A 23,764-nucleotide genomic window follows, 5' to 3' on the forward strand; every position below is an offset into this window, starting at 1 on the left:
GCAGCGGCGCTCGCTGCGTTCACGATACGTGCCCGGATTGCGGTTGTGACAATGTTGTCGCAGCCGCATCAATTTCGATCACGCCGATCGTGCGACGACTCTTGTCGAGATTCGTCGAATCAGGGAGATTCGAGCCATTCATTAAATTCTGTTTCGTCCTGCTTTCACTCAAGCGTCCGGTATGGATTCCCATGACAAACGCACGAGTAGTAGTTGTCGGAAATAACAAGGGCGGCTCTGGCAAGTCGACAATTGCCATGCACGTCGCCATCGCGCTGATCAAGGCGGGTCAGCGTGTTGCCACCATCGATCTCGACAACAAGCAGAAGTCGCTGACGCACTACGTCGAGAACCGGCGGGACTGGGCGCGGGAAACCTCGCTGGATCTCGGCGTTCCCGCGCATATGTGCTTCGAGACGGTGAGCGGCAGGAGCAGCGAGGTCGAGACGCTCGGGCGCAGCGCGCTTGCCGAGATCGTCGAGCGGCTCGGCCGGTCGCACGATTTCGTCGTGATCGACTGTCCCGGCCACGACACCTATCTGACGACGTTCACGCATTCGCTGGCGAATACGCTGATCACGCCGCTCAACGACAGCTTCCTCGATTTCGACGTGCTCGGCACTGTCGATCCGAACGACTTCAAAGTGACCGGCGTCAGCCACTATTCGAAGATGGTGGAGGAGGCGCGGCGCGAGCGCAGCGCACACGATCAGCCGGCATTCGAGTGGGTGGTGCTGCGCAACCGTCTCTCCACGCTCGGGTCACGCAACAAGCGCCTGGTCGGCGAAGCGTTGAGCGAATTGTCCAAGACGCTGAATTTCCGCTTGGTCGATGGCCTGGCCGAACGCGTGATCTTCCGCGAATTCTATCCGCGCGGACTGACCGCGATCGACGATGTCAGCCAGCTCGCGCTCGGTGGCCGGCCGACCATGTCGCATGTCACTGCACGGCTCGAGATGGAGCGGCTGATGACCGCCATCATGCTCGGCCATCTGGTGGCGCGCCCGCCGGAATCCTCCGACGCCAGCCGCGATGCGGCCTAAGGCGACGTCAGGCCGCTAACGGCAATGGGCGTTGCCGGCGTTGGCGACGGTCAGGAACGTGATCGTTGCAGGTGCGAAGACGATCGTTCCGGCGGCGGCTGCGTCGCCGTTCAGGGCTGGGATCCTGTCAGTGGCTCCAAGCAAAAGCGTCGCGCCATTGAGCTGAACATTGCCGTCGGCAGGCTTAGCGCTCGTGAGCGTGTAGCGTTGCGAGGCGGCTGGCAGCATGAGCTTGCGCTGTTTTCGCCGATCATTGTTGATGACGAGCAGAGCTATTCCATCAGGCATGTCGCGCGCGCAATGCGCATAAACATGGAAGCCGGATTGCTCGGCGACACCGGCATCGAGCACAATGGTCCCCATCAACCGTCGCCATAGCAGCGCCGCCCAATAATTCGGCCGCGGCAGATGGGTTCGTTCGTCGAGCAGCCCGTAGTCGCTCGCGGCCAGCGTGTTATGCATCACCACCTGAACGCCAGCCTTGGCCAGCCGTCCGAGTTGATCGAGGTAACGGAACGTGTCGGTGAAGGTTTTAGCCCAGCGATTGCCGCCGCACGCGGTCTCTGCGGTTTCGGTCAGCCAGATCGGCTTGCCCGGTGCAAGCTGGTCGCGCAGCACTTGGGTGAAGGCAAACGTCTTGCCAGTTCGCGCCAACCATTCGTCCGACAATGCATGCCTTGCCTTGCGATCGCCGGCGCATCGGGCCGACAGCGCGCCATAATGATGGTAGGAGACCGTGTCGATGCCGGCTGCTGATGCGGCGAAGAGCGCTTGAGCCTCAGCGCCGGCGCCGATCGTGCCGGGGCCGAGGATCGTCACGTCGGGCGCGGTGTCCTTCATGAAGGCGCGGAACGCTGCAAAATCCCTGCCGTAGGCCGCGGCATCGTAGCCGTCAGGGGCGCCGCCGATGGTCGGCAGATCGGGCTCATTCATGAACTCGGCTGCGGCGATACGCCCGCCTGCGGATCGCGTGAACGCGAGAAGTTGCCGGGCCTGTTCGGGGCTCCATTGCCCCGTAGCGTCACGCGCGCCCACGCTGATCGCAAAGGACGTGACGATCGGAGCGTCGATGGCGCGCGAGAACTCGATCACGTCCCGCCACTGCTGTCGCGTCAGCACGCTGTTGAAGCCGGCCGGCGGCGCGGTCGGTGACGTTTCGGAATCTGCAAAGAACGTGCTGTTGGCCCAGGTCCCGCTGACGCGCAGATACGCGGGGGAGAGCGCGGCGGCGAGCTTGCGCAGTCTGCCATCGTGCAGGTCGATCGGAGCGCGAGCCGCGAACCGATCCGTTTCCGCACGCCGACGCGTGCCGGCGGTTGCATAAGGCTTCCAGAACCGTCCGCCGGTCACCTCGACCATCTCGATGTTGTAGGACTGAAAGCGCGGGTCGATGGCCGCGACGCGCGGCAGGGTTGCGACGTTCAGGGCGAGCTCCGCGGCGGCGGCCTTCGTGTGCGCGAAGGCTGCCATGGCCGAGACGGCGACGAGGCATCGAAGCGGATAAGCCCAGCGGTCGCGCACGGGTCCTCGCGGCGTTCCGGATTGTGGCGTTCAGGATGCCGCCGCGGCGTGTTTGAATCAATGCTGAAGCGGGCCTTGCGGCTCGTTCGCGATGCGATCCCACAGCGCGCGGATCATGTCCTTCATGACCAGCGCGTCCTGCCAGCGGTCGGACAATTCCCTGCCGTCGGCCCCGGTGATGGCATAGGGCGGCGGACCGAGCTCGCACAGGAAGGTCAGGGTCGCGTCCGGTCCGGAACGCTTCCGCCATGAACGGATGCCGTAGTCCCACCAGCCCATGAATAGCGCCACCCAGCTCTGGTGCTGCGGAAAGCCGAGCGAGATCTGCACCTGCTCGCGGCTCGCGATGCGGCCGTGGATGCCCCAGGCGTTGTCGAGGATGCGATGGATCATCGCGTGGTTGACGTCGTCGACCGGCCAGGCGAATTCGCGGCCGACCAGATAATGCGAGAGATCGGCGGTGAGCCGCAGATCGGGAAAGCAGTCGAGCAGGTCGAGCATAAAGAACAGGTCGGTCGTCATCCGGTCACGATGGGTCTCGACATGCACGGCAACGCCGGCCTCCGCGGCAAGCCGCCGCCAGCCTTCGAGCAGGGGAATGCAATCTGCGAGCCGGCGCGGCCGAACGTCCGGCTGCAAATTGACATGATCGGCGCCGAGCCGGGCGACCAGCTCGAGCACCGGCTTCAGGTCGTCGACGCTCTTCGGGTAGCATTGCGCCTGCCAGATCATGCCATGCGCGCGAAGGAAGCTCGTCACCTCGCGCGCGAAGGCAGGATCGATGAAGCGAACGCCGGCGCCGTCAAATCCGGCATCGCGGATCATCGCGAGCTGGGTGTGCAGCGGCCATTCGCCCTCATCCGCCAGCCGCCGCTCCATCGCCCAGAGCGACTGCAGGACACGCAGTTGCTGCGCCACCGATCAGGCCCGCGCCGGGATCGCCGCGGGCAGCTCGGCCTGTTCGCTCGCGTCGGCGTCGATGTTCTCCTGGTAGGTCTCGGGCCCGATCCAGATCGCAACGACGGTGCAGGCCGACAGGAACATCGCGTAGCAGGCGACCGGCCACCAGGTGCCGTAGGCCGCCACCAATGCGGTGGCGACGAACGGCGCCGGGCCGCCCGACAGCAGCGAGCCGAGTTCGCGGGCGAAGGCAAAGCCGGCGAAGCGGCGTTGCGGCGGGAACAGCTCGGCGAAATACGCCGCCTGCGGCCCGAACATCGCCGCCGTCACCACGGCGCGCGCCAGGATGAAGGCGAGCGCGATCATGATCCATTCCTTGGTGCCGACCATCCAGAAGAACGGGAAGGCGAGCGCCACGCCGGCCAGCGCGCCGAACATGTAGACCGGCCGCCGTCCGATCCGGTCGGACAACGCCGCAAAGCCGAGGATCGCGAACAGCTCGACCGTGAATGCCAGCATCAGCGCGCTGAGCGCCTCCGCCTTGGGCACGCCGAGCGTGGTGATCACGTAGCTGAGACCAAACGCCGGGAAGAAATAGCCGAGCCCGTTCTCGGCCATGCGGGCGCCGAGCACGACGAAGAAATTGCGCGGGTGCCGGCGCAATGCCTCCATCGCCGGATTGCTCTCGACCTTGCCGCGCGCGACCACCGCCTCGGTGTAGACCGGCGTCTCGGTGATGCGCATGCGGACGAAGATGCCGACCACGATCAGGAGGAAGCTCGCCAGGAAGGGCAGGCGCCAGCCCCAGCTCATCAAATCCTCGCGCGGCAGCATCGTCACCAGCGCGAAGGCGCCGGCCGCGAGCAGATTGCCGACGGAGACGCCGAGCGGCGCGAAGCCGCCCCAGAAGCCGCGATGCTTCGGCGGTGCGTTCTCGACCAGGTAGATCACCGCGCCGCCATATTCGGCGCCGGCGCCGAGGCCCTGGATGACGCGCATCGCGACCAGAAGGATCGGCGCCCAGATCCCGATCTGCCCATAAGTCGGCAGGAAGCCGATCGCGGTGGTGCCGATGCCGATCATCAGAAGGGTGGCGACCAGCACCGGCTTGCGGCCATAGCGATCACCGAGGATGCCGAACAACAGGCCGCCGAACGGCCGCACCACGAAGCCGACGCCGAAGGTCAGGAACGACAGCAGCGTGCCGACCACCGGATCGCTCTTCGGAAAGAACAATTCGCCGAACACCAGCGCCGCTGCGGTGCCGTAGAGGAAGAAGTCGTACCATTCGAGCGCGGAGCCGATGCTTGCGGCCAGGATCACACGCAGGCGCGATGTGCGAGCGCCATCTCTTGCCATCTCGGTCATTCGTTTCCCCGTTATGTCTGTTTTTATGGTCGTTTTGATCGGGCACGATCTCCGCGCAAACGCGTTCTGCGTTGTCGCGGGGAATCGTGCTCGTGAAAGCAGCAATGCCCGCGGCCTGGCCGCGGGCATTGTCTCAGGTCTCAGGCGGCGCGCGTGAAGTAGGATTTCTTCGACGCCGACTGTGTCTCGTAGATCGATCCCTGCCGTTTCGCCGGCGGCAGTGGCATGCGCACCGGCACGTCGGTGAGCCGCGGTGCGACCACCGGCGGACCCGCCAGCAGGCGGCTGTTGAACTCGTCAAAATCCTTCACGCCCATCAGCGGCCAAGCGTCGCTGGCGGCGACTTCATAGAGCAGCAGGTTGCGCGGCCGGTTCGATGTGTTGGTCGCCGAGCCGTGCAGCGCGCGCACGTGATGGAACGACATGCTGCCGGCCTTGCCCATGCAGGGCACCGCGCGTTTGATGTCGTCCGCGATCTGGTCCGGATCGATCAGGCCGGCGAAGTGGCCGTCCTCGCCGTGATGGTCCCACATCGTGGCGCCGGTGTGCGATCCGGGCGTCACCAGCATCGGACCGTTTTCGATATCGCAATCGTCGAGCAGCACGCCGATCGCGAGGATGTCGTCATTGGTGTGCGGATAGAACGCCCAGTCCTGATGCCACTCGACCGGCGAGCCGTATTGCGCCGACTTCATGTTGAGCTTGGAGCCGTGCAGGCGAAGGTCGGGGCCGATCAGCTTGGTGAGGATCGAGATCACGGCCGGGCTGCGCACGATCTCGTCGAAGATCGGATGCACCTTGTGCGGCGCCTTGATGCGGCGGACGCGCGCATTGTCAGGCGAATGGCCCGGCTCGAGGTCGTAGACGTCGGTGTGCTCGCTCACGCTGGCGGCGCCGGCCACCAGCTCGGCGAGCACCGTGCGCACCTTGGCTAAAGTCTCCTGGTTGAGCACGTCGGGGACCACGATCACCCCGTCGCGCTTGTAAGCCTGGGCCTGCTCGTCCGAAATCATGCCGTTTCTCCCTTTTTGTTCCATGTTAGCGCTAACATGACGCGATGCTAGCGCTAACATAATGGCTTGGCAACCCGGAATCGGGCAGGCTCCGCCCCATGAGCTCCGAACTGACCGCCCCCGGGACCGGCCCGGCCGGTGCCGCGCCCACCCTTTCAGAGGTGGCCAAGCGCGCCGGCGTCTCGTCTATCACGGTGAGCCGGGTGGTGCGGATGCCCGACCTGGTCGCCCCGGAGACCCGGGCGCGGGTCGAGCGGGCGATGCGCGACCTCGGCTATGTCCCGAACCTGGTGGCGGGCGCGCTGGCGAGTGCGCGGACCAATTCGGTCGGCGTGCTGGTGCCGACCATCGCCAACGCGATCTTCGCCGACACGGTGCAGGGCCTGTCCGACAAGCTTGAGCCGCTGGGCTTCTCCGTGATCCTGGCGCAGTCGCGCTATGATGCGGCGCGCGAGGACCGCATGCTGGCGGCGCTGCTGTCGCGGCGGCCCGAGGCGATCATCATGGTCGGCTCGCCGGCGACCGAGGAGGGCACCCGCCTGCTGCGCAATGCGCGCATTCCGATCGTCGAGACCTGGGATCTGCCGGCAAACCCGATCGACGCGGTCGCGGGCTTCGACAATTACAGGGCCGGCGTTGCCGTCGCGAAGCATCTGGTCGCGCAGGGCCGCAAGCAGCTCGCCTTCATCGGCGGCGACGATCCGCGCGGAACCCGCCGCTGGTTCGGCTTCAGGGACGAGGCACTGGCCAGCGGCCTCGCCGAGCCGCGCCGGTTGATCCTGGACCGCAAGGATTCCGGCAGCGTGGCGGCGCATGCACGCCTGCCCGATGTCGACGCGGTGTTCGCTGCCAACGACGCCCATGCGATCGGCTTCATGTCGGGACTGCGCAAGGCCGGGCTGCTGCGCGACGGGCCTGCATCGGCGCAACCGGTCGCCGTGATCGGGCTCGGCGATCTCGAAATGGGCCAGCTGATCTCGCCGACCCTGAGCACGATCAGCGTGCATGGCGACGCGATCGGCCGCACCGCGGCGACGCTGACGCTGGAGCGCGGCGGCGAGCGCCGCGTCGATCTCGGCTTCGAACTGGTGCTGCGCGACAGCGGCTAGCGTGCTGAATGCGAAGTTCGTGCGATTTCGCGGCAGCCACTTTCACGAACTTCGCATTCATAAAGCACACTAGAATCATAAGTTTGCTAGTGTCCTTATCGAATCCGAAGTTCGATCCGAAGGTGCGGCAAATGATGCGAACTTCAGATTCGGGACACTAGCGTGCCTCGCCCACGGTGCGGGCGGAGGTGCTCGTTTCTTTCCGTGCCTTCACCTTGCCGCGACCCCGGAGTCGACCGCCTCGAGCAAGGTCACGAGGCCACGCAGGATGGCGATCGGCGAAGGCGGGCAACCCGGAATATGGAGATCGACCGGAACAACGGTGGAGACTCCGCCAACCACGGCGTAGCTGCCGGCGAAGCATCCGCCATCCCTTGCGCAATCGCCCGCAGCGACAACCCATTTGGGATCCGGCGTCGCACGGTAGGTGCGCTCCAGCGCCTCGCGCATGTTCTTGGTGACCGGACCCGTGACCAGCAGCACGTCGGCGTGACGGGGCGAGGCGACGAACCGGATTCCAAACCGTTCGACGTCGTAATACGCATTGCTTAACGCGTGTATTTCCAGCTCGCATCCGTTGCAGGAGCCTGCATCAACCTCGCGGATCGAGAGGCTGCGGCCGAGGCGTCGTCGTGCGGTGTGGCCGACCATGGCCGCGAGCTCCGCGAGCGCAGCGTCGTCCGGGCGCGGCGCTTGCTCCGTCAATGGCTGGCGAAACAGGCTCTGGAACAGAAGTTTGCGCATCGCCTCAAGCCCTCAGAGATCCTGCCCGGAATAGGAGCAGTTGAACGACTTATTGCAGAGCGGGAAGTCCGCCACGATGTTGCCTTCGATGGCCGCCTCGAGCAGCGGCCACTGAAACCACGACGGATCGCGCAGATGGCATCGCTCGATCCGATCGCCGTTCAGGCGCAGCCAGGCCAGGATGTCGCCGCGGAAACCTTCGACGAGGGCCATGCCCTCGCAAGGCTCTGCCGCACTGTGCAGCGGCACTTTCACCGGGCCGGCCTCGAGGCCAATGAGGATCTGGTACGCCAGCGCAAGACTCTGCTCAACCTCGCGGATCCGGATCCAGACCCGGGCGTTGACGTCGCCGTCGCTGAGGACGGGGACTTCGAAACGGAGGCCATCATAGGGGAGATAGCCGGGCTTGCGTCGGGCGTCATGGTCGCGGCCGCTCGCACGCCCGACATAACCACCGGCGGCGAATTGCCGGGCGAGCGTTGGAGTCACGATGCCGGTGCTGACGGTGCGGTCCTGCAACGAGGCGGTGTTGTCATAGAGCTCGACCAGCGCAGGGAAATGCCGGCGGATCTGGTCGAGTACGGCCCGGATTGCGTCGGCTCCATCGCCGGCGATATCGCGCGCGACGCCGCCGGGAACGACGAGGTCGCGCATCAGGCGGTGGCCGAATGCAGCGTCGGCGGCGCGCAGCACGGATTCGCGCAGCACGGCGCAATGCGCCTGCATCAGCGCAAATGACGCATCGTTGCAGATCGCGCCGATATCGCCGAGATGATTGGCCAGTCGCTCGAGCTCGGCCATCAGCGCGCGCAGCAACAGCGCGCGCGGCGGCACGGCAATCCGTTGCGCGGCCTCGACGGCTAGCGCGAATGCCAGCCCATAGGCGACCGTGCTGTCGCCGGAGACCCGGCCGGCAAGCCGCGCGGCCTGCTCGACGGTGCTTCCGGCCATCAGCCCTTCGACGCCCTTGTGGGTGTAGCCGAGCCGCTGCTCGAGGCGGACCACCGTCTCTCCGCTCGCGGTAAAGCGGAAATGCCCGGGCTCGATGATGCCGGCATGCACCGGACCGACCGCGATCTGATGCAGGCTGTCCCCCTCGGCCGGGAGGAATTGATAAGGCGCTGCGTCCGCTGATGCATCGTGACGTTCACCCAGCGGGAAGCGCGTTTGCCAACGGCCATGATCGAGCCAGGGACGCGGATCCGGTGTGCCCATGGGCTGCAATCCGAACAGGTCGTGGAGGGTGCGCTCCAATCGAAGCGCCGGCGGATGATGGGCCGCGACCGAAGGAAATTGGCGATCGGGACAATCCAGGCTGATCACGCCGATATCGGACGTGCGGTCGTCGAGGATGGCCATGTGCACGCGCGACGGCTCACCCCACAGTCCGAGCAGGCTCAGGCCGCCATCCGCAAATGCGTGAGCGGCGGTGCGCCAGGTTTCGCCGTCCACCACGGCGCGCGGCCATGGATGATGCCGTTCGATCCTGTGGCCGGCCCGGATCAGATCGATCAACCTCGGCATATCCCGTTCTCCCTCGCGCTAACCCAGCAGGTTGGCGACGTGCTGGAACCAGACGACCAGCGGTCCCGGAAGGTAGATGCCCGCAGACAGCACCAGCGCGAAATGCGCGAACATCGGCAAATAGGACGCATCCGCCGGCGCGGCATTGCCGCGCGGCTCGCCGAACGCAAGGCTGGTCAGGCGCAGGATCAGCGCGCCGAAGGCGAGCAGCAGGCCGAACACCAGCGGGATGGCGAGCAGCGGCTGGCGCGCGAAGGTGGAGCTGACGATCAGGAATTCGCTCATGAAGATACCCAGCGGCGGCAGGCCGGCGATCGCGACCACGCCGATCACGAGACTCCAGCCGAGTGCCGGATGCGACTCGGTCAGGCCGCGAATGTTGGCGATCCGCTGCGTGCCCTTCACCTGCGCAATGTGGCCGACCGCGTAGAAGATTCCCGACTTGGTGAGGCTGTGCATCACCATGTGGAGCAGGCCGGCAAAGTTGGCGAGCGGTCCACCCATGCCGAACGCAAACACGATGATCCCCATATGCTCGATCGAGGAGTAGGCGAACAGCCGCTTGATGTCGCGGCGGCGGTAAAGCATGAAGGCCGCGAACAGCAGCGAGGTCAGCCCCATCGTCACCATCAGCGGTCCGGGCGATATCGCATCCGGATTGGCGGCGAGCAGGATCTTGAAGCGGAGCACCGCGTAGAGCGCGACGTTGAGCAGCAGGCCGGAAAGCACGGCGGAAATCGGGGTCGGGCCCTCGGCATGCGCATCCGGAAGCCAGGCGTGCAGCGGCGCCAGGCCGACCTTGGTGCCGTATCCGAGCAGCAGGAAGATGAAGGCGACGTTGAGCAATGCCGGGTCGAACGTCGCCGCACGGCTGATCAACACCGTCCACACCATGGCGTCCTGACCCTCGCCGACCACCGGCAGCGCCGCCATGTACACCAGGATCGTGCCGAACAGCGCCAGCGCGATGCCGACGCTGCCGAGGATGAAATACTTCCAGGCCGCTTCCAGCGCCGCGTGGGTCCGGTAGATGCCGACCATCAGCACGGTGGTGAGCGTGGCGAGCTCGACCGCGACCCAGATCAGGCCGATATTGTTCGACACGAACGCGAGGTTCATGCCGAACATCATCACCTGATACATGGCATGGTAGAAGCGCAGATAGCCCGGCGTCAGCCGCCCGGTCTCGAGTTCATGGGCGATATAGCTTGCGCTGAACACGCTCGTGGTGAATCCCACGAAGGTGTTGAGCACGATGAAGACGATGTTGAGATCGTCGATCAGCAGGTACTGGCCGGGTTGCGGGCGCTCGACCACGAGCAGCGAAAGCGCGGCCAGCAAGGTGCCGAGACTGGCCACGATATTGAGACCCGCGGTCAAGCGGTAGCCGGGCAGCGCGGCCAGCACCGCCGCGGCGGTGATCGGTATCAACAGAACCCAGGTGACGGCATCCGACGCGGCAGTCATCGGCGCTCCCCCCTGAATTCATCGAGCGCGCCGACGTCGACGGTGTCGAACCGCTCGCGAATGCGGAACAGGAACACGCCGATCACGATGAACGCGATCAGGATCGAGAACGCGACGCTGATCTCCACGACGAGCGGCATGCCCTTGGCGCCGGTCGCGGCCAGCACCAGGCCGTTTTCCAGCGACATGAAGCCGACGACCTGGCTGACGGCGTTGCGCCGTGTCACCATGACGAGCAATCCCAGCAGCACCACCGACAGCGCGAAGGCGAGGTCTTCCCGCGCCAGCGGATCGGCCGCGCCCGTGACGCGCAGCATCAGCACCATGGACAGGGCGACGAGCCCCATGCCCGCAAGCATGGTCGGACCGATGCTCACCGCGGTCTCGATATCGCGATGAATGCCGAGCTGCTTGATGATGCGATGCAACGCCACCGGGATGACGATCGCCTTGAAGACCAGTGCGATGGCTGCGGTCACGTAGAGATGCGGCGCATTCTGGATGAAGGCCTGCCAGGCGACGGAAGCTGCGAGCACCACGGCATGAAGCGCGAAAATGTTCAGCAGCGCATACAGGCGGTCCTGGTACAGCATCATGAAACTGATCAGCACGAGCCCGCCGGCGAGCAGATGGGCAATGTCGAAGGCGAGGTTGTGCATCAGAAGCCCCGTGACACGAACCGAAGCAGCGTGCCGAGCAGGCCGAGCATCAGCGCTGCGCCGAGGAATTCGGGGACGCGGAACACCCGCATCTTGGCCGTCGCGGTCTCGAACACGGCAAGCAGGAAGCTCGCGACCGCAAGCTTGAGGATATAGGCGGCAACGCTCACCAGATAGGACAGCGGCCCCGCGCCTTCCGTGGTGATCTGCCACGGGAAGAACACGCAGATGATCAGGGAGATGTAGAGCAGCAGCTTGAGGAAGGCGCCGAACTCGATCATGGCGAGGTGACGCCCGGAATATTCGAGGATCATCGCCTCGTGCACCATGGTCAGCTCCAGATGCGTCGCCGGGTTGTCGACCGGGATGCGCGCGTTTTCGGCGAGCGCCACCATGATGAGGGCGATCATCGCCATGCCGAGCGAGACGCGCAGTCCGACTTCCGACGACGCCATGAAGGTCGCGACCGTCGACAGCTGCGTCGAGCCGGCAATCAGCGCGACGCAGAACACCATCAACAGCATGGCCGGCTCGGCGAGCGCGGCGATCATCACCTCGCGGCTGGAGCCGATGCCGCCGAAGCTGGTGCCGACGTCCATGCCGGCAAGCGCGAGGAAGAAGCGCGCGCTGCCGAGCAGGGCGACGATCGCGATCAGGTCGGCGCTCCAGTTGAATTGCAGGCCGGTCGCAAATGTCGGGACCAGCGCCGCCGCGACCCAGATGGCCGCGAACGTCACATAGGGCGTGACGCGAAACAGCCAGGACGCGTTGTCGGCGAGCACGACCTCCTTGCGCAGCAGCCGCAGAAGGTCGCGGTAGGGCTGGAAGATCGACGGCCCTTTCCGCCGCAACAGCCGCGCCTTGATCTTGCGCACGACGCCGGTCAGCAGCGGCGCGAGCAGCAGCACAAGCGCCATCTGGCCGAGCTGAACGAGGATGTCCGAGATCACGACCATATCGCGAGCGCCAGCAGCAATGTGATGAGGGTTGCGAACACCAGGCTGAGGTAGCGGCGGATGGTCAGGAACTGGAGCTGGTTCAGCCGATCGGCGAAGAACCACACGAGTTCAGTCACGGGTGTGTAGAGCCGCTCCCAGACCAGGTCGTGCATATTCACCCTGAGGCGGGCCGGCCGCAGTTCGCCCGGCGCCGGCATGTCGACATGCTCGCGGGCCTGGAAAACCAGTGTGCCGAACACGCGGCGGATCGGCTGCACGAAGCTCACGCCGGAATACTGCGCCGCCGGTGTCGGATCGGCGAAGCCGCAGCCCCAGGCCGGTCCGCGCCGGATCGCGCGCGACGCAAAGCGGTGGATGAAGTACACCGCGAGCGACGCTGCGGCGGTGATGAACGCAAAGACGAGCAATCCGTTGTAGGAACTGCGGCTCTCCTCGATCGGCACGATCGAGAGCCAGGGATCGTCCGCCTGAACCGGCATCCGGTGGCCGATCACGGCCTGCGCAACGGGCGAGAGCGCGTCGATCACGAGGCCGGGCAGAATGCCGGCGAGGAAGCAGAGCACGGCGAGGCTGAACATCGCGGCGAGCGAACAGCGATCGACTTCGCCGGCGGCTTCCGCGGCCGGGCTCCGCGCGCGGCCGAGAAATGTGATTCCGAAAGCCTTGACGAAGCATGCGGCGGCGAGCGCCGCCGCCAGCGCCAGCAAGGCGCCGACCGCGGGCACCATGATCTTCAGCAGCCATTGCGGCAGGTCGGGGCTCTGCAGGACGGCCTGAAACATCAGCCATTCCGACACGAACCCGTTGAACGGCGGCAGCGCCGAGATCGCGACGCAGCCGACCAGAAAGACGAAGCTCGTGAGTGGCATGCGGTGGATCAGGCCGCCCAGCTTCTCCATGTCGCGTTCGCCGGTCGACGTCAGCACCGCGCCGGCCCCGAAGAACAGCAGGCTCTTGAAGAACGAATGGTTCAGCACGTGGAACAATGCGGCCGTGAAGGCGAGGGCCGCCGCGACGCCAAGGCCGTTCGCCTGAAATGCCAGCGCAAGGCCGAGGCTTGCGAAGATGACGCCGATGTTCTCGATCGTGCTGTAGGCGAGCAGGCGCTTGAGATCCTTCTCCATCAGCGCGTAGAGGATCCCCATGACTGCGGTCGCGCCGCCAAGGACGAGAACCACGACACCCGCCGACCAGCCTGGCGGCCCGAGCAGATCGAACACGACCCGGATGAATCCGTAGATCGCGACCTTCGTCATCACGCCGCTCATCAGCGCCGAGACGTGGCTCGGTGCGGCGGGATGAGCCAGCGGCAGCCACACGTGCAACGGGATCAGGCCGGCTTTCGACCCGGCGCCGAGCAGCATCAGTGCGAGCACCAATGCGGCCTCGGACGGAGTGTGCGGGGCGGCGCGGATGGCCGCAAAGCTGTAGCTGCCGCCGGCTCCCGCCAGCAGGCCGAAGGCAAGCAACAGAGCCAGCGTCCCGAAGCTTGCCATCAGGAGATAGACGTAGCCTGCGCGGGCATTGTCTGCGTCACGGTGATGCGCCATGACGAGCGCCCATGAGGCGAGCGACATGAACTCCCAGCACAGCAGGTAGGTGAACGCATCGTCGGCGAGCACGACGAGATTCATGCCGGCCAGGAACGCTGGGAAAAACGGAAGGATGCGCTGTGGCGCGGATTCGTGGCGGCCGTAACCGATGCCATAAAGACTTGCGGCTGCACCGCCGAGATTGACCACGACGAGAAAGAATGCGGCGAGCGCATCGAGGCGGAAATGCGATCCCAGCCATGGCAAGCCGACCGGCAGCATCAGTTCCGTCGCGCCGGTGCGGGCGATCAGCGCGAACAGGGCTCCGGCCAATGCGACCAGCGAAATCGCAAAGGTCGTGCCGTAGACGATGGCGGTCGATTGGCGCGATCGGCTCGTTGCAATCGCGAGAGCGGTCGTTCCCAGCAGCGCGGCTACACACCAGATCTGCTGAGTGACCGCCGGGATCATGTCTGCACCTTCGGTGAGCCTGATCCGGCCTTCAATCGCACCCCGCGGCCGCCGCCGCTGCTGACGGCGCCCTCATTGATGACCTCGACGCCGGCCGTGCCGAGCGCGTCGATCAGTTTCACGAGCGAGTCGACGTTGCCGCGAATGGTGCCTTCGCTCGCCTCCATCCGCTGGATGGTTGGCACCGAAAGTCCGGACAGCTCGGCGAGCTGCCGTTGGTCGATGCCAAGCAAGGCTCTGGCAGCTCGCAGCTGCGCCGCGGTGATCATCGAGTGATGGCCGTCGATTGAGGAGTCGCGTCTGTTTGAATGTCATTTATGCACATCAAGTAATGATGGCACAAGAGCAATAAATGATGTTTTATACATCATTCATGCGCGTGGTCATCGACGCGAGCCGCATCCGCGCGCCGTCGACGTTGCGCTGACGCGCGCTCAGCCGGAGATTTTTCGATAGACCGCCGCGGCGTGGCGCAGCAGCCGGCTCTTGCGCTTCCGCTCGTGGACGCGCTGGTGCTTGGCCTTGCGCTCGTGGGCGCGCTGCGCGGGTGCATCGACACGCTCGAGCAATCCGCGACGCACCTCGTCGTCGTTCAATTCGCCGAGCAGTTGTTGCCCCTTGCGCAGATGCTTCAGGATGATCCGCCATGACGCGTATTCGTCAGCGGGCAAGCCGCCCTCCGAGAACTCGATGGCGTAGCGCAGCCGCTTGCTGGCGAGACGGACGCGGTGCCGCTTGTTCTTGCCCATGCCTTGCAGCCCGCGGCTCTTCTGGCACAGCTTGCCATGCCACCGCGCCAGCCGCCGTGCGTGAAAGACCGACACCGGCACGGCGCGCCGTTGCGCGGCACGGGGATCCTGCCGCGTGGTCCAGGGGCCGCTGCCGACCCAGTCCCACATGCCGTCGAACCACTGCCAGTAGCGGTCGCCTTGCAACGCCTCCCTGAGGGCTTCGAACGCATCGGTTCGCGCCGTCTGGAGCATGCGTTCTTCGGGCAAGCCCTTGCTGTTCTCGATCGCGACGTCGAGGTCGCGCGTTGCGCCGAGATGTGCGCTCAGCCATTTCAGTTCGGATTTCAGTCGCGTCCACTCGCTATCCGCCACCATCGGGCCGTAGAACGCGATCGCGGCTTTCAGCCGTGTCAGTGCAATGCGGGTCTGATGGAGCGCGGCGGGATCGCCGGAACTCAAGGCCTCGTGATTGGTCGCGACTTCTTCGAGGCATTCGGACAGGATCAGGCGAAAGGCGGTCTCGCAACGCATGGCTTCGCTGAGATGGCGTGCCCGCTTCGGGCGGACAACGCGCTCCCTGTCCGGACTTGCCGCTAACGTCATGACACTCTCGTGACCCCGCCAGAGCCGCAACGCGGCTCCCGGATGCAAAGATTTCCCGTTTGATCGACGTCGATCAAGGGTTTTCTGCCGGGCCGCAGCGCAACGATCGGGCGGCGGGATCAAAATGTCGCAGTTGCGCCGATGGGAACGGCTTGTTCCGGCCGAGCGCGTGCGGTTTGGGTGAGTGCTGGGTTCTGAGACGGATCTCCGCCAATAGCCGGATATTTCGTGCACGAAATATCTTGATATTTCGCGTGCGAAATATATAACGGCGTGATGAAAGCGGAACACCGGCTGATCTTTCTTCTGACCGTGGCCTATCGCCGGTTGCAGCGCGCCATCGATCAGGAGACGGCCGCCCACGATCTGACGTCGGCTCAGGCCGGCGTGCTGTTCTCCCTCGGGCGCAATGACGGCGCGCTGATCGGCGACGTCTCGCAGGCGCTCGACATCGTGCCGTCGGCGATGAGCGGGCTTGCCGACCGGATGGAACGTGCAGGCCTCGTGAAGCGCCGGCGCGATGGCGAGGATGGGCGCAGCCAGCGGCTCTATCTGACCGCGGCGGGGCAGGAGCTCGGCAAACGCGCCGCAACGCGGACCAGGGTGATCAACAACCGTCTGATGGAGGGGTTCTCGGACGCTGAAATCGACGTGGTGTCGCGTTGGCTGACCAGCCTGCAAGACAAGTTTCCGAAAGACAAGGACAGCTAGAGCGTCTTCGAGCGAAGTGATTACCGGTTCGCGTGAAGAAGGCGCGTCAAACAACAAGCAAGCAACAGGAGTGCAGCATGAGTGAAGTGATCGTAGCGCTGGACGGCGGTGTCCTCACCGTGACGATGGCGCGCCCGGACAAGAAGAACGCGATCACCAACGCGATGTACGGCGCGATGGCCGACGCGCTCGAGCGCGCGGAAGGCGATTCCGCGATCCGCGCCGTGCTGCTGCAGGGCGACGGCGACAGCTTTACCGCGGGCAACGATCTCGCCGATTTCGCGGCGGTGTCGCGCGGCGTGCAGGGCGAGCGTCACGTGACGCGCTTCCTCGCCGCCCTGGCCAAGGCGACGCGGCCGCTGATTGCCGCGGTGCAGGGCAATGCGGTCGGCATCGGCACCACCATGCTGCTGCATTGCGACCTCGTCTACCTCGCGCCGACCGCGCGGCTGATCACGCCGTTCGTCAATCTGGCGCTGGTGCCGGAGGCGGCGTCGACCTATCTGCTGCCGCAGCGCATCGGCTATGCGCGGGCTTATGCGATGTTCGCGCTCGGCGAACCGGTCGAGGCGGAGACGGCGGTCTCGATCGGCCTCGCCAACGCGGTTGTGCCGCTCGCGGAGCTGCGCGCCAAGGCCCGTGCGGCGGCGGACGCGCTGGCGAAGCGGCCGTTCGGCTCGCTTCAGCACACCAAGGCGCTGATGCGCGACCCCGCCAGGATCAGCGCGCAAATGGCGCGCGAGGGTGAAATCTTCCAGGAGCGGCTGATGAGTGCGGAAGCACGCGAGGCCTTTGCCGCCTTTGCCGAGCGCCGCCAGCCCGATTTCTCCAAGATTGCCGGGTAGGCCCGGAGCGTGGGGTCGCCACGCAAGGGCGGCGGCCCCATTGCTTTGGGGTTGACGGCCTCGCCGGCTTCGAACATCTCCTGTCGGGGCATGGCGCAACCCGGCGAGGCGAGGCATGAGCGACAGTCACACGCTGCGCGGCGACGGAATCGCCGCGACCATTTTGGCGCAGGGCGCCGAATTGTCGTCGCTCAGCAATGCCGACGGGACCGAACTGTTGTGGCAGGCCGGCCCGCAATGGCCACGCCATGCGCCCATCCTGTTCCCGATCGTCGGCCGATTGAAGAACGATACGCTGCGCCACAACGGCAAGACCTATCCGATGACGCAGCATGGCTTCGCGCGCGATCGCCGCTTTGCCTGGGTGGAGCAGGGGCCGCGATCATGCAAGCTCGCGCTCATCGACGATGCAGAGACGCGTGCACGCTATCCCTTCGCATTCAGGCTCGAGGTCACCTATACCGTTAATGGCGCCGATCTCGATGTCGCCTTCGACATCGTCAACACCGGCGCCGAGACGCTGTCGGCCTCGCTCGGCGGTCATCCCGCCTTCAACTGGCCGCTGCTTCCGGGGTTGCGGAAGGAGGCCTACGCGCTGACCTTCGAGAAGGATGAGCCGGCGGAGATCCGGCGGCTGACGGAAGGGTTGATGCGGCGGAAGGCCGCGCCTAGTCCGATCAAGAGCAGGGTGCTCGCGTTGTCGGAGCAATTGTTCGACGACGACGCCATGATCCTCGATCAGGTTGCGAGCGCGTCGGTTCGCTTTGCTGCTGCGCAGGGGCCCGCGATCGAGGTGTCGTGGCGCGGCTTTCGCGAACTTGGCATCTGGTCGAAGCCCGGCGGCGCGGCGTTCCTCTGCATCGAGCCGTGGCACGGCTTTGCCAGCCCGGTCGAATTCGACGGCGAGTTCGCCGGCAAGCCCGGCCTCATGCACATCGCGCCGGGCGCGCGGCAGTCACTGGGCTATCGCATTCGCGTGAGCTGACGAAGAGCAGGTCAATGGGTACGGGGGCTGAGCGCACTGGTGATCGCGCCGACCGATGGCGGGTTCTCGTTCGCCCATGCCTCATGCGCGGCCAGGTCGCGGTAATGCTCGGCCATGCGCAGCAGCCGCTCGCGGATGCCGGCATCTTCCTCGCCCTTGGCCTGATCGGTCAATTGTGCGGCGCGTTCGAGAAGCGTTTTCGGATCGATCACGACAAGCTCCAAATCCGGTTTTCGCCAAGCGGACAACTGTTTCAGGCAAGCACAGTTCCTGCCATGGTTTGATGACACCGCATTCAGAGCTGGAACACGCCGAGTCCCGCCATCACATCGCGCTTGGTGCGCTCGGTGATCTCGCGGGCTTTCAGGGTTCCGCGCCTGATCACGTCAGTGACATGGTCGCGATTGCCCGCCAACTCGGCGCGTCGGGCCCGGATCGGCGCGATCAGGGCTTGCAGGATGTCCTCCAGCCGCCGTTTGACCGCTGCGTCGCCGAGACCGCCGCGCCGATAGCGCGCCTTCAATTCCTCGACGGCGTGCTGATCGTCATCGAACGCGTCGAGATAGCTGAACACGACATTGCCCTCGATCTTGCCGGGGTCGCCGACGCGCAGGTGATCGGGATCGGTGAACATCGCACGCACCGCGGCCGAGATGTCACCGGGCGAGGCCGAGAGAGCAATCGCATTGCCGGCGGACTTGCTCATCTTGGCGCGGCCGTCGACGCCCGGCAGCCGTCCCGCGCGTGGTATGACGGCCACCGCCTCCTGCAGGAGCGCACGACCGGCCAGCGCGTTGACGCGCCTGATGATCTCGTTGGTCTGCTCGATCAGGGGAGCCTGGTCCTCGCCGACCGGCACGACGGTGGCCCGAAACGCGGTGATATCGGCGGCCTGCGCCACCGGGTAGCACAGGAAGCCCGCCGGGATGTCCCGTCCGAATCCGCGGGCGCGGATCTCGTCCTTGATGGTGGGATTGCGCTCCAGCCGCGCGACGGTGACGAGGTTGAGATAGAGCATCGACAATTCGGCGAGCGCCGGCAGCTGCGACTGCAGGCAGATCGAGGTTCGCTCGGGATCGATGCCGACGGCGAGATAATCCAGCGCGACCTCGATGACGTTGCCGCGGACCTTGCCGATGTCGTGCGCGTTGTCGGTCAGCGCCTGCATGTCGGCGAGCAGCAGGAACTGCTCATGGCTGTCCTGAAACGCGAGGCGGCTTCTGAGCGAGCCGACGTAATGGCCGAGATGCAGCGGCCCGGTGGTGCGGTCGCCGGTGAGGATGATCGGTTTGGTCACGGCTTGTCTCCATTCGGTTGAATGGGGACGCCGCATGTGGGCCGGATGAGATGAAAGAAAAAGGCCGCCCAATGCGGCGGCCCCGAAATGCATGAACGCGTTCGGCCCGCCTGTCAGTCGGCGAGCCACCAGAAATGGGCGATCAGGATCGAGCGGTTCATGGCGTGAGGCGTAAGGCAATCAAGCGAGCCGGTCAAGACGGCATAGCTCCTTTGTTGCGCACTTGGCCGACGCGCCGATGCGGTGCGCGTCGGTCAGCGGTGTACCGCGCTCGATCCGGCGACCTGACGGCTGTCGTTGCGCAGCCTGCCGGCGAGCTCTGTAAGTGAGCTTTCCGCTGGTTGCGCGTGGGGTGCCGGGTCAAGATTATCGATGCCGGTCGCCACTACCGAGACGCGGACGATACCCTCCAGGCTTTCGTCAAACGATGCGCCAATGATGATGTTGGCGTCCTGGTCGGCCTCGTCGCGAATGCGGGTAGCAGCTTCGTCGACCTCGAATAACATCAGGTCCTTGCCGCCAGTGATGGAAATGATGAGGCCGCTGGCACGCTTGATCGAGGGGTCCTCGATCAATGGATTTGAAATCGCGGCTACGGCGGCGGTGACCACGCGGTTTGCGCCGGAAGCCTCGCCTCTGCCCATCATGGCCTTGCCCTTCTCCCGCATGACGGCGAGAACGTCGGCAAAATCGAGGTTGATCAGACCTTCCTTGACTATGAGGTCGCTGATGCAGGCCACACCCGAATAAAGCACCTGATCGGCCAACACGAAAGCATTGGAGAACGTGGTCTTTTCGTTGGCCACCCGGAATAGGTTCTGGTTTGGGATGATCAGCAGAGTATCTACCACCTTCAGTAGTTCCGCGATGCCGGCCTCGGCAAGGCGCATGCGGCGCTGGCCCTCGAAGTGGAATGGCTTAGTGACTACACCGATGGTGAGAATACCGAGCTCGCGCGCGGTCTTGGCGATAATGGGCGCTGCGCCGGTGCCCGTACCGCCGCCCATGCCGGCAGTAACGAACACCATGTGTGCGCCGGTCAAAGAATCGCGGATCGCGTCGATCGTCTCTTCGGCTGCGGCGCGCCCCACTTCAGGATGCGAGCCAGCGCCGAGACCTTCCGTCACCCGCGTGCCCATCTGGATGAGGCGCTCGGCCTTCGACATGCTAAGCGCCTGTGCATCGGTATTGGCGACGATGAAGTCGACGCCTTGCAGCCCGGCCGAGATCATGTTGTTGACTGCATTGCCACCGGCACCGCCGACCCCAAACACGGTAATGCGCGCCTTCATCTCGCAAATATCGGTCATTCTTGCCTCACAATTGCTCTACCGAGCTGGGGAATGGGAGCTATACACCAGGATTTTGCTCCTAAAGTGAGCGCGGCAAGCGCAGTCGCTTAGCAAGCGACGAGCGGCCACTGGCGAGATTTTCAGGCGCACACCTGGCGCGGCATATGTCAGCGTCTTGGCGGACACCGGCTGTTCCTGGACCGAACCGAGCGGCAATCGGCTGATGATGACCAGGCTATGAGGTTAGGCTAGGCCGCGATGGTTAACGAATTCCTAACGGGCGAGCAGCGGACATAATTCCGCGCCGCCGCGGTGTCCGATTTGGGCCGAAAGCAGTCGTTTGCACTTTAGTCCTTGTCGAGCTCTCCGATATGACGCTGGGCATATAGCTCGAGGCCGATCCTCGCGACGAGTTCGATCTGGGTTTCCAAAAAATCGATATGCTCTTCCTCATCGTGCATGAGTTGCTCAAACAGATCCCGTGTCACGTAGTCCTTGACCTGATGGCACTGGGTCGCAGCTTCAGCGTAGAGGGAGTACGCCGACAATTCGGCTTGCAAGTCGCTATCGAGCACGGCCTTCACGGTCTTCCCGATATGGAGGGATTCCAGCGTCTGCATATTGGGAGATCCATCGAGGAAGATGATGCGTTCGATGAGCTTGTCTGCGTGTTGCATTTCTTCAATCGATTCCTTGCGCCACGCCTTGGCCAGCATCTTGTAGCCCCAATTGTCGAGGAGGCGGTAGTGCAGCCAGTACTGGTTCACTGCGGTGAGCTCGTGGCGCAGCGCTTTGTTGAGGTGTTCGATAACGTCTTTGTCGCCCTTCATGCTCCCCTCCTTTTCGCGGGTGCCACCGGGATCGATTGGTTGCGTGGGCGCCTGGACTTGATGTTTGGCCGACGCGATGGAGAGCTTAGAGCGTCAGCGCTTTCGATTCGAGCAGTTTGGGGCATCCACAGCTCGCCGTGAGCGGCGACGCAAGGAAAGGGGCGGGCGGCGCTGACTTGCTCACCGTTCGACGCACATGAGAGGTTAATCTCTGCGCCGCGACTTCAAAAAAGCGTAGGGAGGTAGAACAAGGGAGTTTTGGCCATGATCGAGAGGATAAGCGCGCTCACGCTGGGCACCCATGACATGCCACGAGCTGTCCGATTCTACCGAGCCCTGGGCTTTGAGGTCCTGCATGGCGGCGAATGGTCGTCGTTCACTAGCTTTCGAGCAGGTCCGAGCTACCTCAACCTCATCGACCAACCTGCCGAACGACGCTGGTCCTGGTGGGGTCGGGTCATCTTCTACGTCACCGATGTTGACGCACTTTACGAACGCGCGCTCGCGGGGGGTTACCAGCCGGCGACAGCGCCCCGCGATGCCGAATGGGGTGAGCGTTTCTTCCACCTAGCTGACCCCGACGGCCACGAACTCAGTTTCGCTCGGCCTTTGCATCCGGCTTCCGTCCAATAGCGGTTCGAAGCGGCCTGCATTCCAACCGTCGCTGCGAAAGGGTATTGTTCCGACAGACGGCCATCGCCCTGACGTCAGCTTCGGCTCGGGCTATGGCGCGTTCTCTCGAGCAAAGATCAAAGGATGGCAACGAACGGTCGCACCGTCACTGTATTCGGCGGAACCGGTTTTCTCGGCCGCCGCATCGTTCAGCATCTGCGCGATCACGAATTTCCCGTCCGGATCGCGTCAAGGCATCCAGATCGCGGGCGCAGTCAGTTTGGACCGCATGATTCCCAGCTTCTGTTCGTCCAGGCCGATATTCATGACGAACGGTCTGTCGCAAATGCGCTTGCCGGCGCTTACGCCGCGGTCAACACCGTCAGCCTTTACGTCGAGCATGGGCGTGAGACGTTTCATTCCGTTCATGTCGAGTCCGCCCAACGCGTAGCGGCCCAAGCGCGCCGGGCCGGAGTCAAACGACTCGTTCACTTGTCAGGCATCGGCGCCGATGCCGCGTCTCGATCGCGGTACATCCGGGCGCGCGGCGAAGGTGAACTGGTGGTCAGGGCTACGTTTGCCGGCGCGAATATCATCCGACCCGCCGTCATGTTCGGACCGGACGATGCGTTTCTTACGACCATCCTCAACCTTCTCCGCCGGCTGCCGATCTATCCGATGTTCGGCCGCGGCTCGATGAAACTGCAGCCGGCCTATGTGGAAGATGTGGCGGAGGCGACTGTCCGGATCATCCAGCGAGCCGAGACGCAACCGACGATCTTCGAGTGCGGCGGCCCTCGCGTTTATTCCTACGAAGAATTGGTCGGAATCGTCGCGCATCAGGCCGGTCTTGCGCCCATCCTGGTCCCGATCCCGTTCGCCGTTTGGCACGCCCTGGCATGGGCTTCCGAAATACTCCCGGACCCGATTCTCACGCGCAATCAGGTGGAGCTGATGCAGATCGATACCGTGTCGTCGCCTGGCCTTTTCGAACTTGGAATTTCGCCGCAGCCGGTTGAGGCAATACTCCAAAAGATGCTGTCAAAGTGCGGATGACAGGGACTCATCGGTTAGATCCGCTTCAGATGGCTGGTTCGCGCGCTACCACTACGAGACGCGATGGCTTATCCGCCGTTCGACTGCGGCAATATGGCTGTGCGCCGTCGGCAGCTGCAGGTAGTTCGGGGGCAACTGACCTTGGGGTCACGAACAACAAAACTCAAAGTAACGCGTCCGCTTTCGGGCGCATCGCGGCCAAAGCGCTCCTCGGCGGGGCTTTTTGAGCCGCCTGCGCCAGAACAGGCAAAGTCCGCTCCGTACCATTGAGCCGACATTGTGATGGTTAAAGCGATCTTCGGCTGCGAGCCAAGCCCCGGTTCATGCGATGCACAACAGGAGACCGAGATTCGTTCATGCGGCGGGTGCTTCCGAGGCGGTCTGTTTGATCGTTTCCCGCCAAGACGCGATTGGGCGTTACCAAGTCCGCGTTGAACCGTCATCAATCTAGCGGGGACTAACCATTCAGCGCGGCTGGTCCAACCACAAGCG

At 64.5% G+C, this 23,764-nt stretch carries 24 protein-coding genes; 7 read left to right on the forward strand and 17 right to left on the reverse strand.

Annotated elements, in window-relative coordinates; translation table 11 throughout:
* Positions 1–19: 19 nt before the first annotated feature.
* Positions 20–259 (reverse strand): hypothetical protein, encoded by a 240-nt coding sequence (locus IF803_RS22965; protein ID WP_411780073.1) that lies wholly within the window; start codon positions 257–259, stop codon positions 20–22.
* Between IF803_RS22965 and IF803_RS22970 the strand changes: the two genes are divergently transcribed.
* Complete coding sequence (locus IF803_RS22970) at positions 258–1,043, forward strand: division plane positioning ATPase MipZ (RefSeq protein ID WP_461193550.1); 786 nt, start codon at positions 258–260, stop codon at positions 1,041–1,043. The genes IF803_RS22965 and IF803_RS22970 overlap by 2 nt on opposite strands.
* Positions 1,044–1,058: 15 nt before the next feature.
* Here the strand turns inward: IF803_RS22970 and IF803_RS22975 are convergent, their stop codons facing one another.
* The 4 genes from IF803_RS22975 to IF803_RS22990 all read right to left on the reverse strand — a co-directional run bounded on the left by IF803_RS22975 (position 1,059) and on the right by IF803_RS22990 (position 5,845).
* Positions 1,059–2,564, reverse strand: a complete 1,506-nt coding sequence (locus IF803_RS22975; protein ID WP_461193551.1) for a glycosyl hydrolase family 79 N-terminal domain-containing protein — start codon at positions 2,562–2,564, stop codon at positions 1,059–1,061.
* 57 nt (positions 2,565–2,621) lie between these two features.
* Entirely contained in the window at positions 2,622–3,482 is an 861-nt protein-coding gene (locus tag IF803_RS22980) for a sugar phosphate isomerase/epimerase family protein (RefSeq protein WP_461193552.1), read from the reverse strand.
* 3 nt (positions 3,483–3,485) lie between these two features.
* The gene (locus IF803_RS22985; protein ID WP_461193553.1) at positions 3,486–4,832 is read right to left on the reverse strand and encodes an MFS transporter; all 1,347 of its coding nucleotides are present in this window, start codon (positions 4,830–4,832) and stop codon (positions 3,486–3,488) included.
* Positions 4,833–4,972: 140 nt separating this feature from the next.
* On the reverse strand, positions 4,973–5,845 hold the full coding sequence (locus IF803_RS22990; protein WP_461193554.1) for a phytanoyl-CoA dioxygenase family protein: 873 nt from the start codon (positions 5,843–5,845) through the stop codon (positions 4,973–4,975).
* 98 nt (positions 5,846–5,943) lie between these two features.
* Here IF803_RS22990 and IF803_RS22995 point away from each other — a divergent pair, with 98 nt between their 5' ends.
* Positions 5,944–6,954: a LacI family DNA-binding transcriptional regulator gene (locus IF803_RS22995; RefSeq protein WP_461193555.1), complete on the forward strand. Its 1,011-nt coding sequence runs from the start codon at positions 5,944–5,946 to the stop codon at positions 6,952–6,954.
* A gap of 210 nt (positions 6,955–7,164) precedes the next feature.
* On the opposite strand, the gene IF803_RS23000 is transcribed toward IF803_RS22995, so the two are convergent.
* From IF803_RS23000 to IF803_RS23035, 8 genes are all read right to left on the reverse strand, one after another.
* The gene (locus IF803_RS23000) at positions 7,165–7,698 is read right to left on the reverse strand and encodes an NADH-quinone oxidoreductase subunit B family protein (protein WP_461193556.1); all 534 of its coding nucleotides are present in this window, start codon (positions 7,696–7,698) and stop codon (positions 7,165–7,167) included.
* Positions 7,699–7,710: 12 nt separating this feature from the next.
* Entirely contained in the window at positions 7,711–9,222 is a 1,512-nt protein-coding gene (locus IF803_RS23005; protein WP_461193557.1) for a hydrogenase large subunit, read from the reverse strand.
* An 18-nt stretch (positions 9,223–9,240) separates the two neighbouring features.
* Positions 9,241–10,689 carry a hydrogenase 4 subunit F gene (locus IF803_RS23010; protein WP_461193558.1) on the reverse strand — a complete coding sequence of 483 codons (1,449 nt, stop codon included), beginning with the start codon at positions 10,687–10,689 and terminating at the stop codon, positions 9,241–9,243.
* The gene (locus IF803_RS23015; protein ID WP_016843065.1) at positions 10,686–11,348 is read right to left on the reverse strand and encodes a hydrogenase-4 component E; all 663 of its coding nucleotides are present in this window, start codon (positions 11,346–11,348) and stop codon (positions 10,686–10,688) included. The genes IF803_RS23010 and IF803_RS23015 overlap by 4 nt, the downstream gene beginning before the upstream one ends.
* Positions 11,348–12,304 carry a respiratory chain complex I subunit 1 family protein gene (locus tag IF803_RS23020; RefSeq protein WP_461193559.1) on the reverse strand — a complete coding sequence of 319 codons (957 nt, stop codon included), beginning with the start codon at positions 12,302–12,304 and terminating at the stop codon, positions 11,348–11,350. The genes IF803_RS23015 and IF803_RS23020 overlap by 1 nt, the downstream gene beginning before the upstream one ends.
* The gene (hyfB, locus tag IF803_RS23025) at positions 12,295–14,310 is read right to left on the reverse strand and encodes a hydrogenase 4 subunit B (RefSeq protein WP_461193560.1); all 2,016 of its coding nucleotides are present in this window, start codon (positions 14,308–14,310) and stop codon (positions 12,295–12,297) included. The genes IF803_RS23020 and hyfB overlap by 10 nt, the downstream gene beginning before the upstream one ends.
* On the reverse strand, positions 14,307–14,579 hold the full coding sequence (locus tag IF803_RS23030; RefSeq protein WP_028339461.1) for a helix-turn-helix domain-containing protein: 273 nt from the start codon (positions 14,577–14,579) through the stop codon (positions 14,307–14,309). The genes hyfB and IF803_RS23030 overlap by 4 nt, the downstream gene beginning before the upstream one ends.
* A gap of 165 nt (positions 14,580–14,744) precedes the next feature.
* Positions 14,745–15,644 carry a CHAD domain-containing protein gene (locus IF803_RS23035; RefSeq protein WP_461193561.1) on the reverse strand — a complete coding sequence of 300 codons (900 nt, stop codon included), beginning with the start codon at positions 15,642–15,644 and terminating at the stop codon, positions 14,745–14,747.
* A gap of 276 nt (positions 15,645–15,920) precedes the next feature.
* Here IF803_RS23035 and IF803_RS23040 point away from each other — a divergent pair, with 276 nt between their 5' ends.
* The 3 genes from IF803_RS23040 (at position 15,921) to IF803_RS23050 (ending at position 18,185) form a co-directional block, all read left to right on the forward strand.
* Positions 15,921–16,355: a MarR family winged helix-turn-helix transcriptional regulator gene (locus tag IF803_RS23040; RefSeq protein ID WP_304499113.1), complete on the forward strand. Its 435-nt coding sequence runs from the start codon at positions 15,921–15,923 to the stop codon at positions 16,353–16,355.
* A gap of 77 nt (positions 16,356–16,432) precedes the next feature.
* Positions 16,433–17,200: an enoyl-CoA hydratase-related protein gene (locus IF803_RS23045; RefSeq protein ID WP_461193562.1), complete on the forward strand. Its 768-nt coding sequence runs from the start codon at positions 16,433–16,435 to the stop codon at positions 17,198–17,200.
* A 115-nt stretch (positions 17,201–17,315) separates the two neighbouring features.
* Positions 17,316–18,185, forward strand: coding sequence for an aldose 1-epimerase family protein (locus IF803_RS23050; protein WP_461193563.1), 870 nt, complete (start codon positions 17,316–17,318; stop codon positions 18,183–18,185).
* Positions 18,186–18,196: 11 nt separating this feature from the next.
* Here IF803_RS23050 and IF803_RS23055 read toward each other — a convergent pair whose 3' ends face one another.
* The 4 genes from IF803_RS23055 to bfr form a co-directional block, all read right to left on the reverse strand.
* Positions 18,197–18,397 carry a hypothetical protein gene (locus IF803_RS23055; RefSeq protein ID WP_057015248.1) on the reverse strand — a complete coding sequence of 67 codons (201 nt, stop codon included), beginning with the start codon at positions 18,395–18,397 and terminating at the stop codon, positions 18,197–18,199.
* A gap of 83 nt (positions 18,398–18,480) precedes the next feature.
* Positions 18,481–19,482 carry a tryptophan--tRNA ligase gene (gene trpS / locus IF803_RS23060; RefSeq protein WP_461193564.1) on the reverse strand — a complete coding sequence of 334 codons (1,002 nt, stop codon included), beginning with the start codon at positions 19,480–19,482 and terminating at the stop codon, positions 18,481–18,483.
* A 254-nt stretch (positions 19,483–19,736) separates the two neighbouring features.
* The gene (ftsZ, locus tag IF803_RS23065) at positions 19,737–20,792 is read right to left on the reverse strand and encodes a cell division protein FtsZ (protein WP_461193565.1); all 1,056 of its coding nucleotides are present in this window, start codon (positions 20,790–20,792) and stop codon (positions 19,737–19,739) included.
* 329 nt (positions 20,793–21,121) lie between these two features.
* The gene (gene bfr / locus IF803_RS23070; protein WP_028339454.1) at positions 21,122–21,604 is read right to left on the reverse strand and encodes a bacterioferritin; all 483 of its coding nucleotides are present in this window, start codon (positions 21,602–21,604) and stop codon (positions 21,122–21,124) included.
* Positions 21,605–21,868: 264 nt separating this feature from the next.
* Here bfr and IF803_RS23075 point away from each other — a divergent pair, with 264 nt between their 5' ends.
* Both IF803_RS23075 and IF803_RS23080 read left to right on the forward strand, forming a co-directional pair.
* Entirely contained in the window at positions 21,869–22,237 is a 369-nt protein-coding gene (locus IF803_RS23075; RefSeq protein WP_304499117.1) for a VOC family protein, read from the forward strand.
* Positions 22,238–22,360: 123 nt separating this feature from the next.
* Entirely contained in the window at positions 22,361–23,272 is a 912-nt protein-coding gene (locus IF803_RS23080; RefSeq protein ID WP_461193566.1) for a complex I NDUFA9 subunit family protein, read from the forward strand.
* Positions 23,273–23,764 lie beyond the last annotated feature (492 nt).

It is taken from the genome of Bradyrhizobium sp. UFLA06-06, from assembly GCF_054820065.1.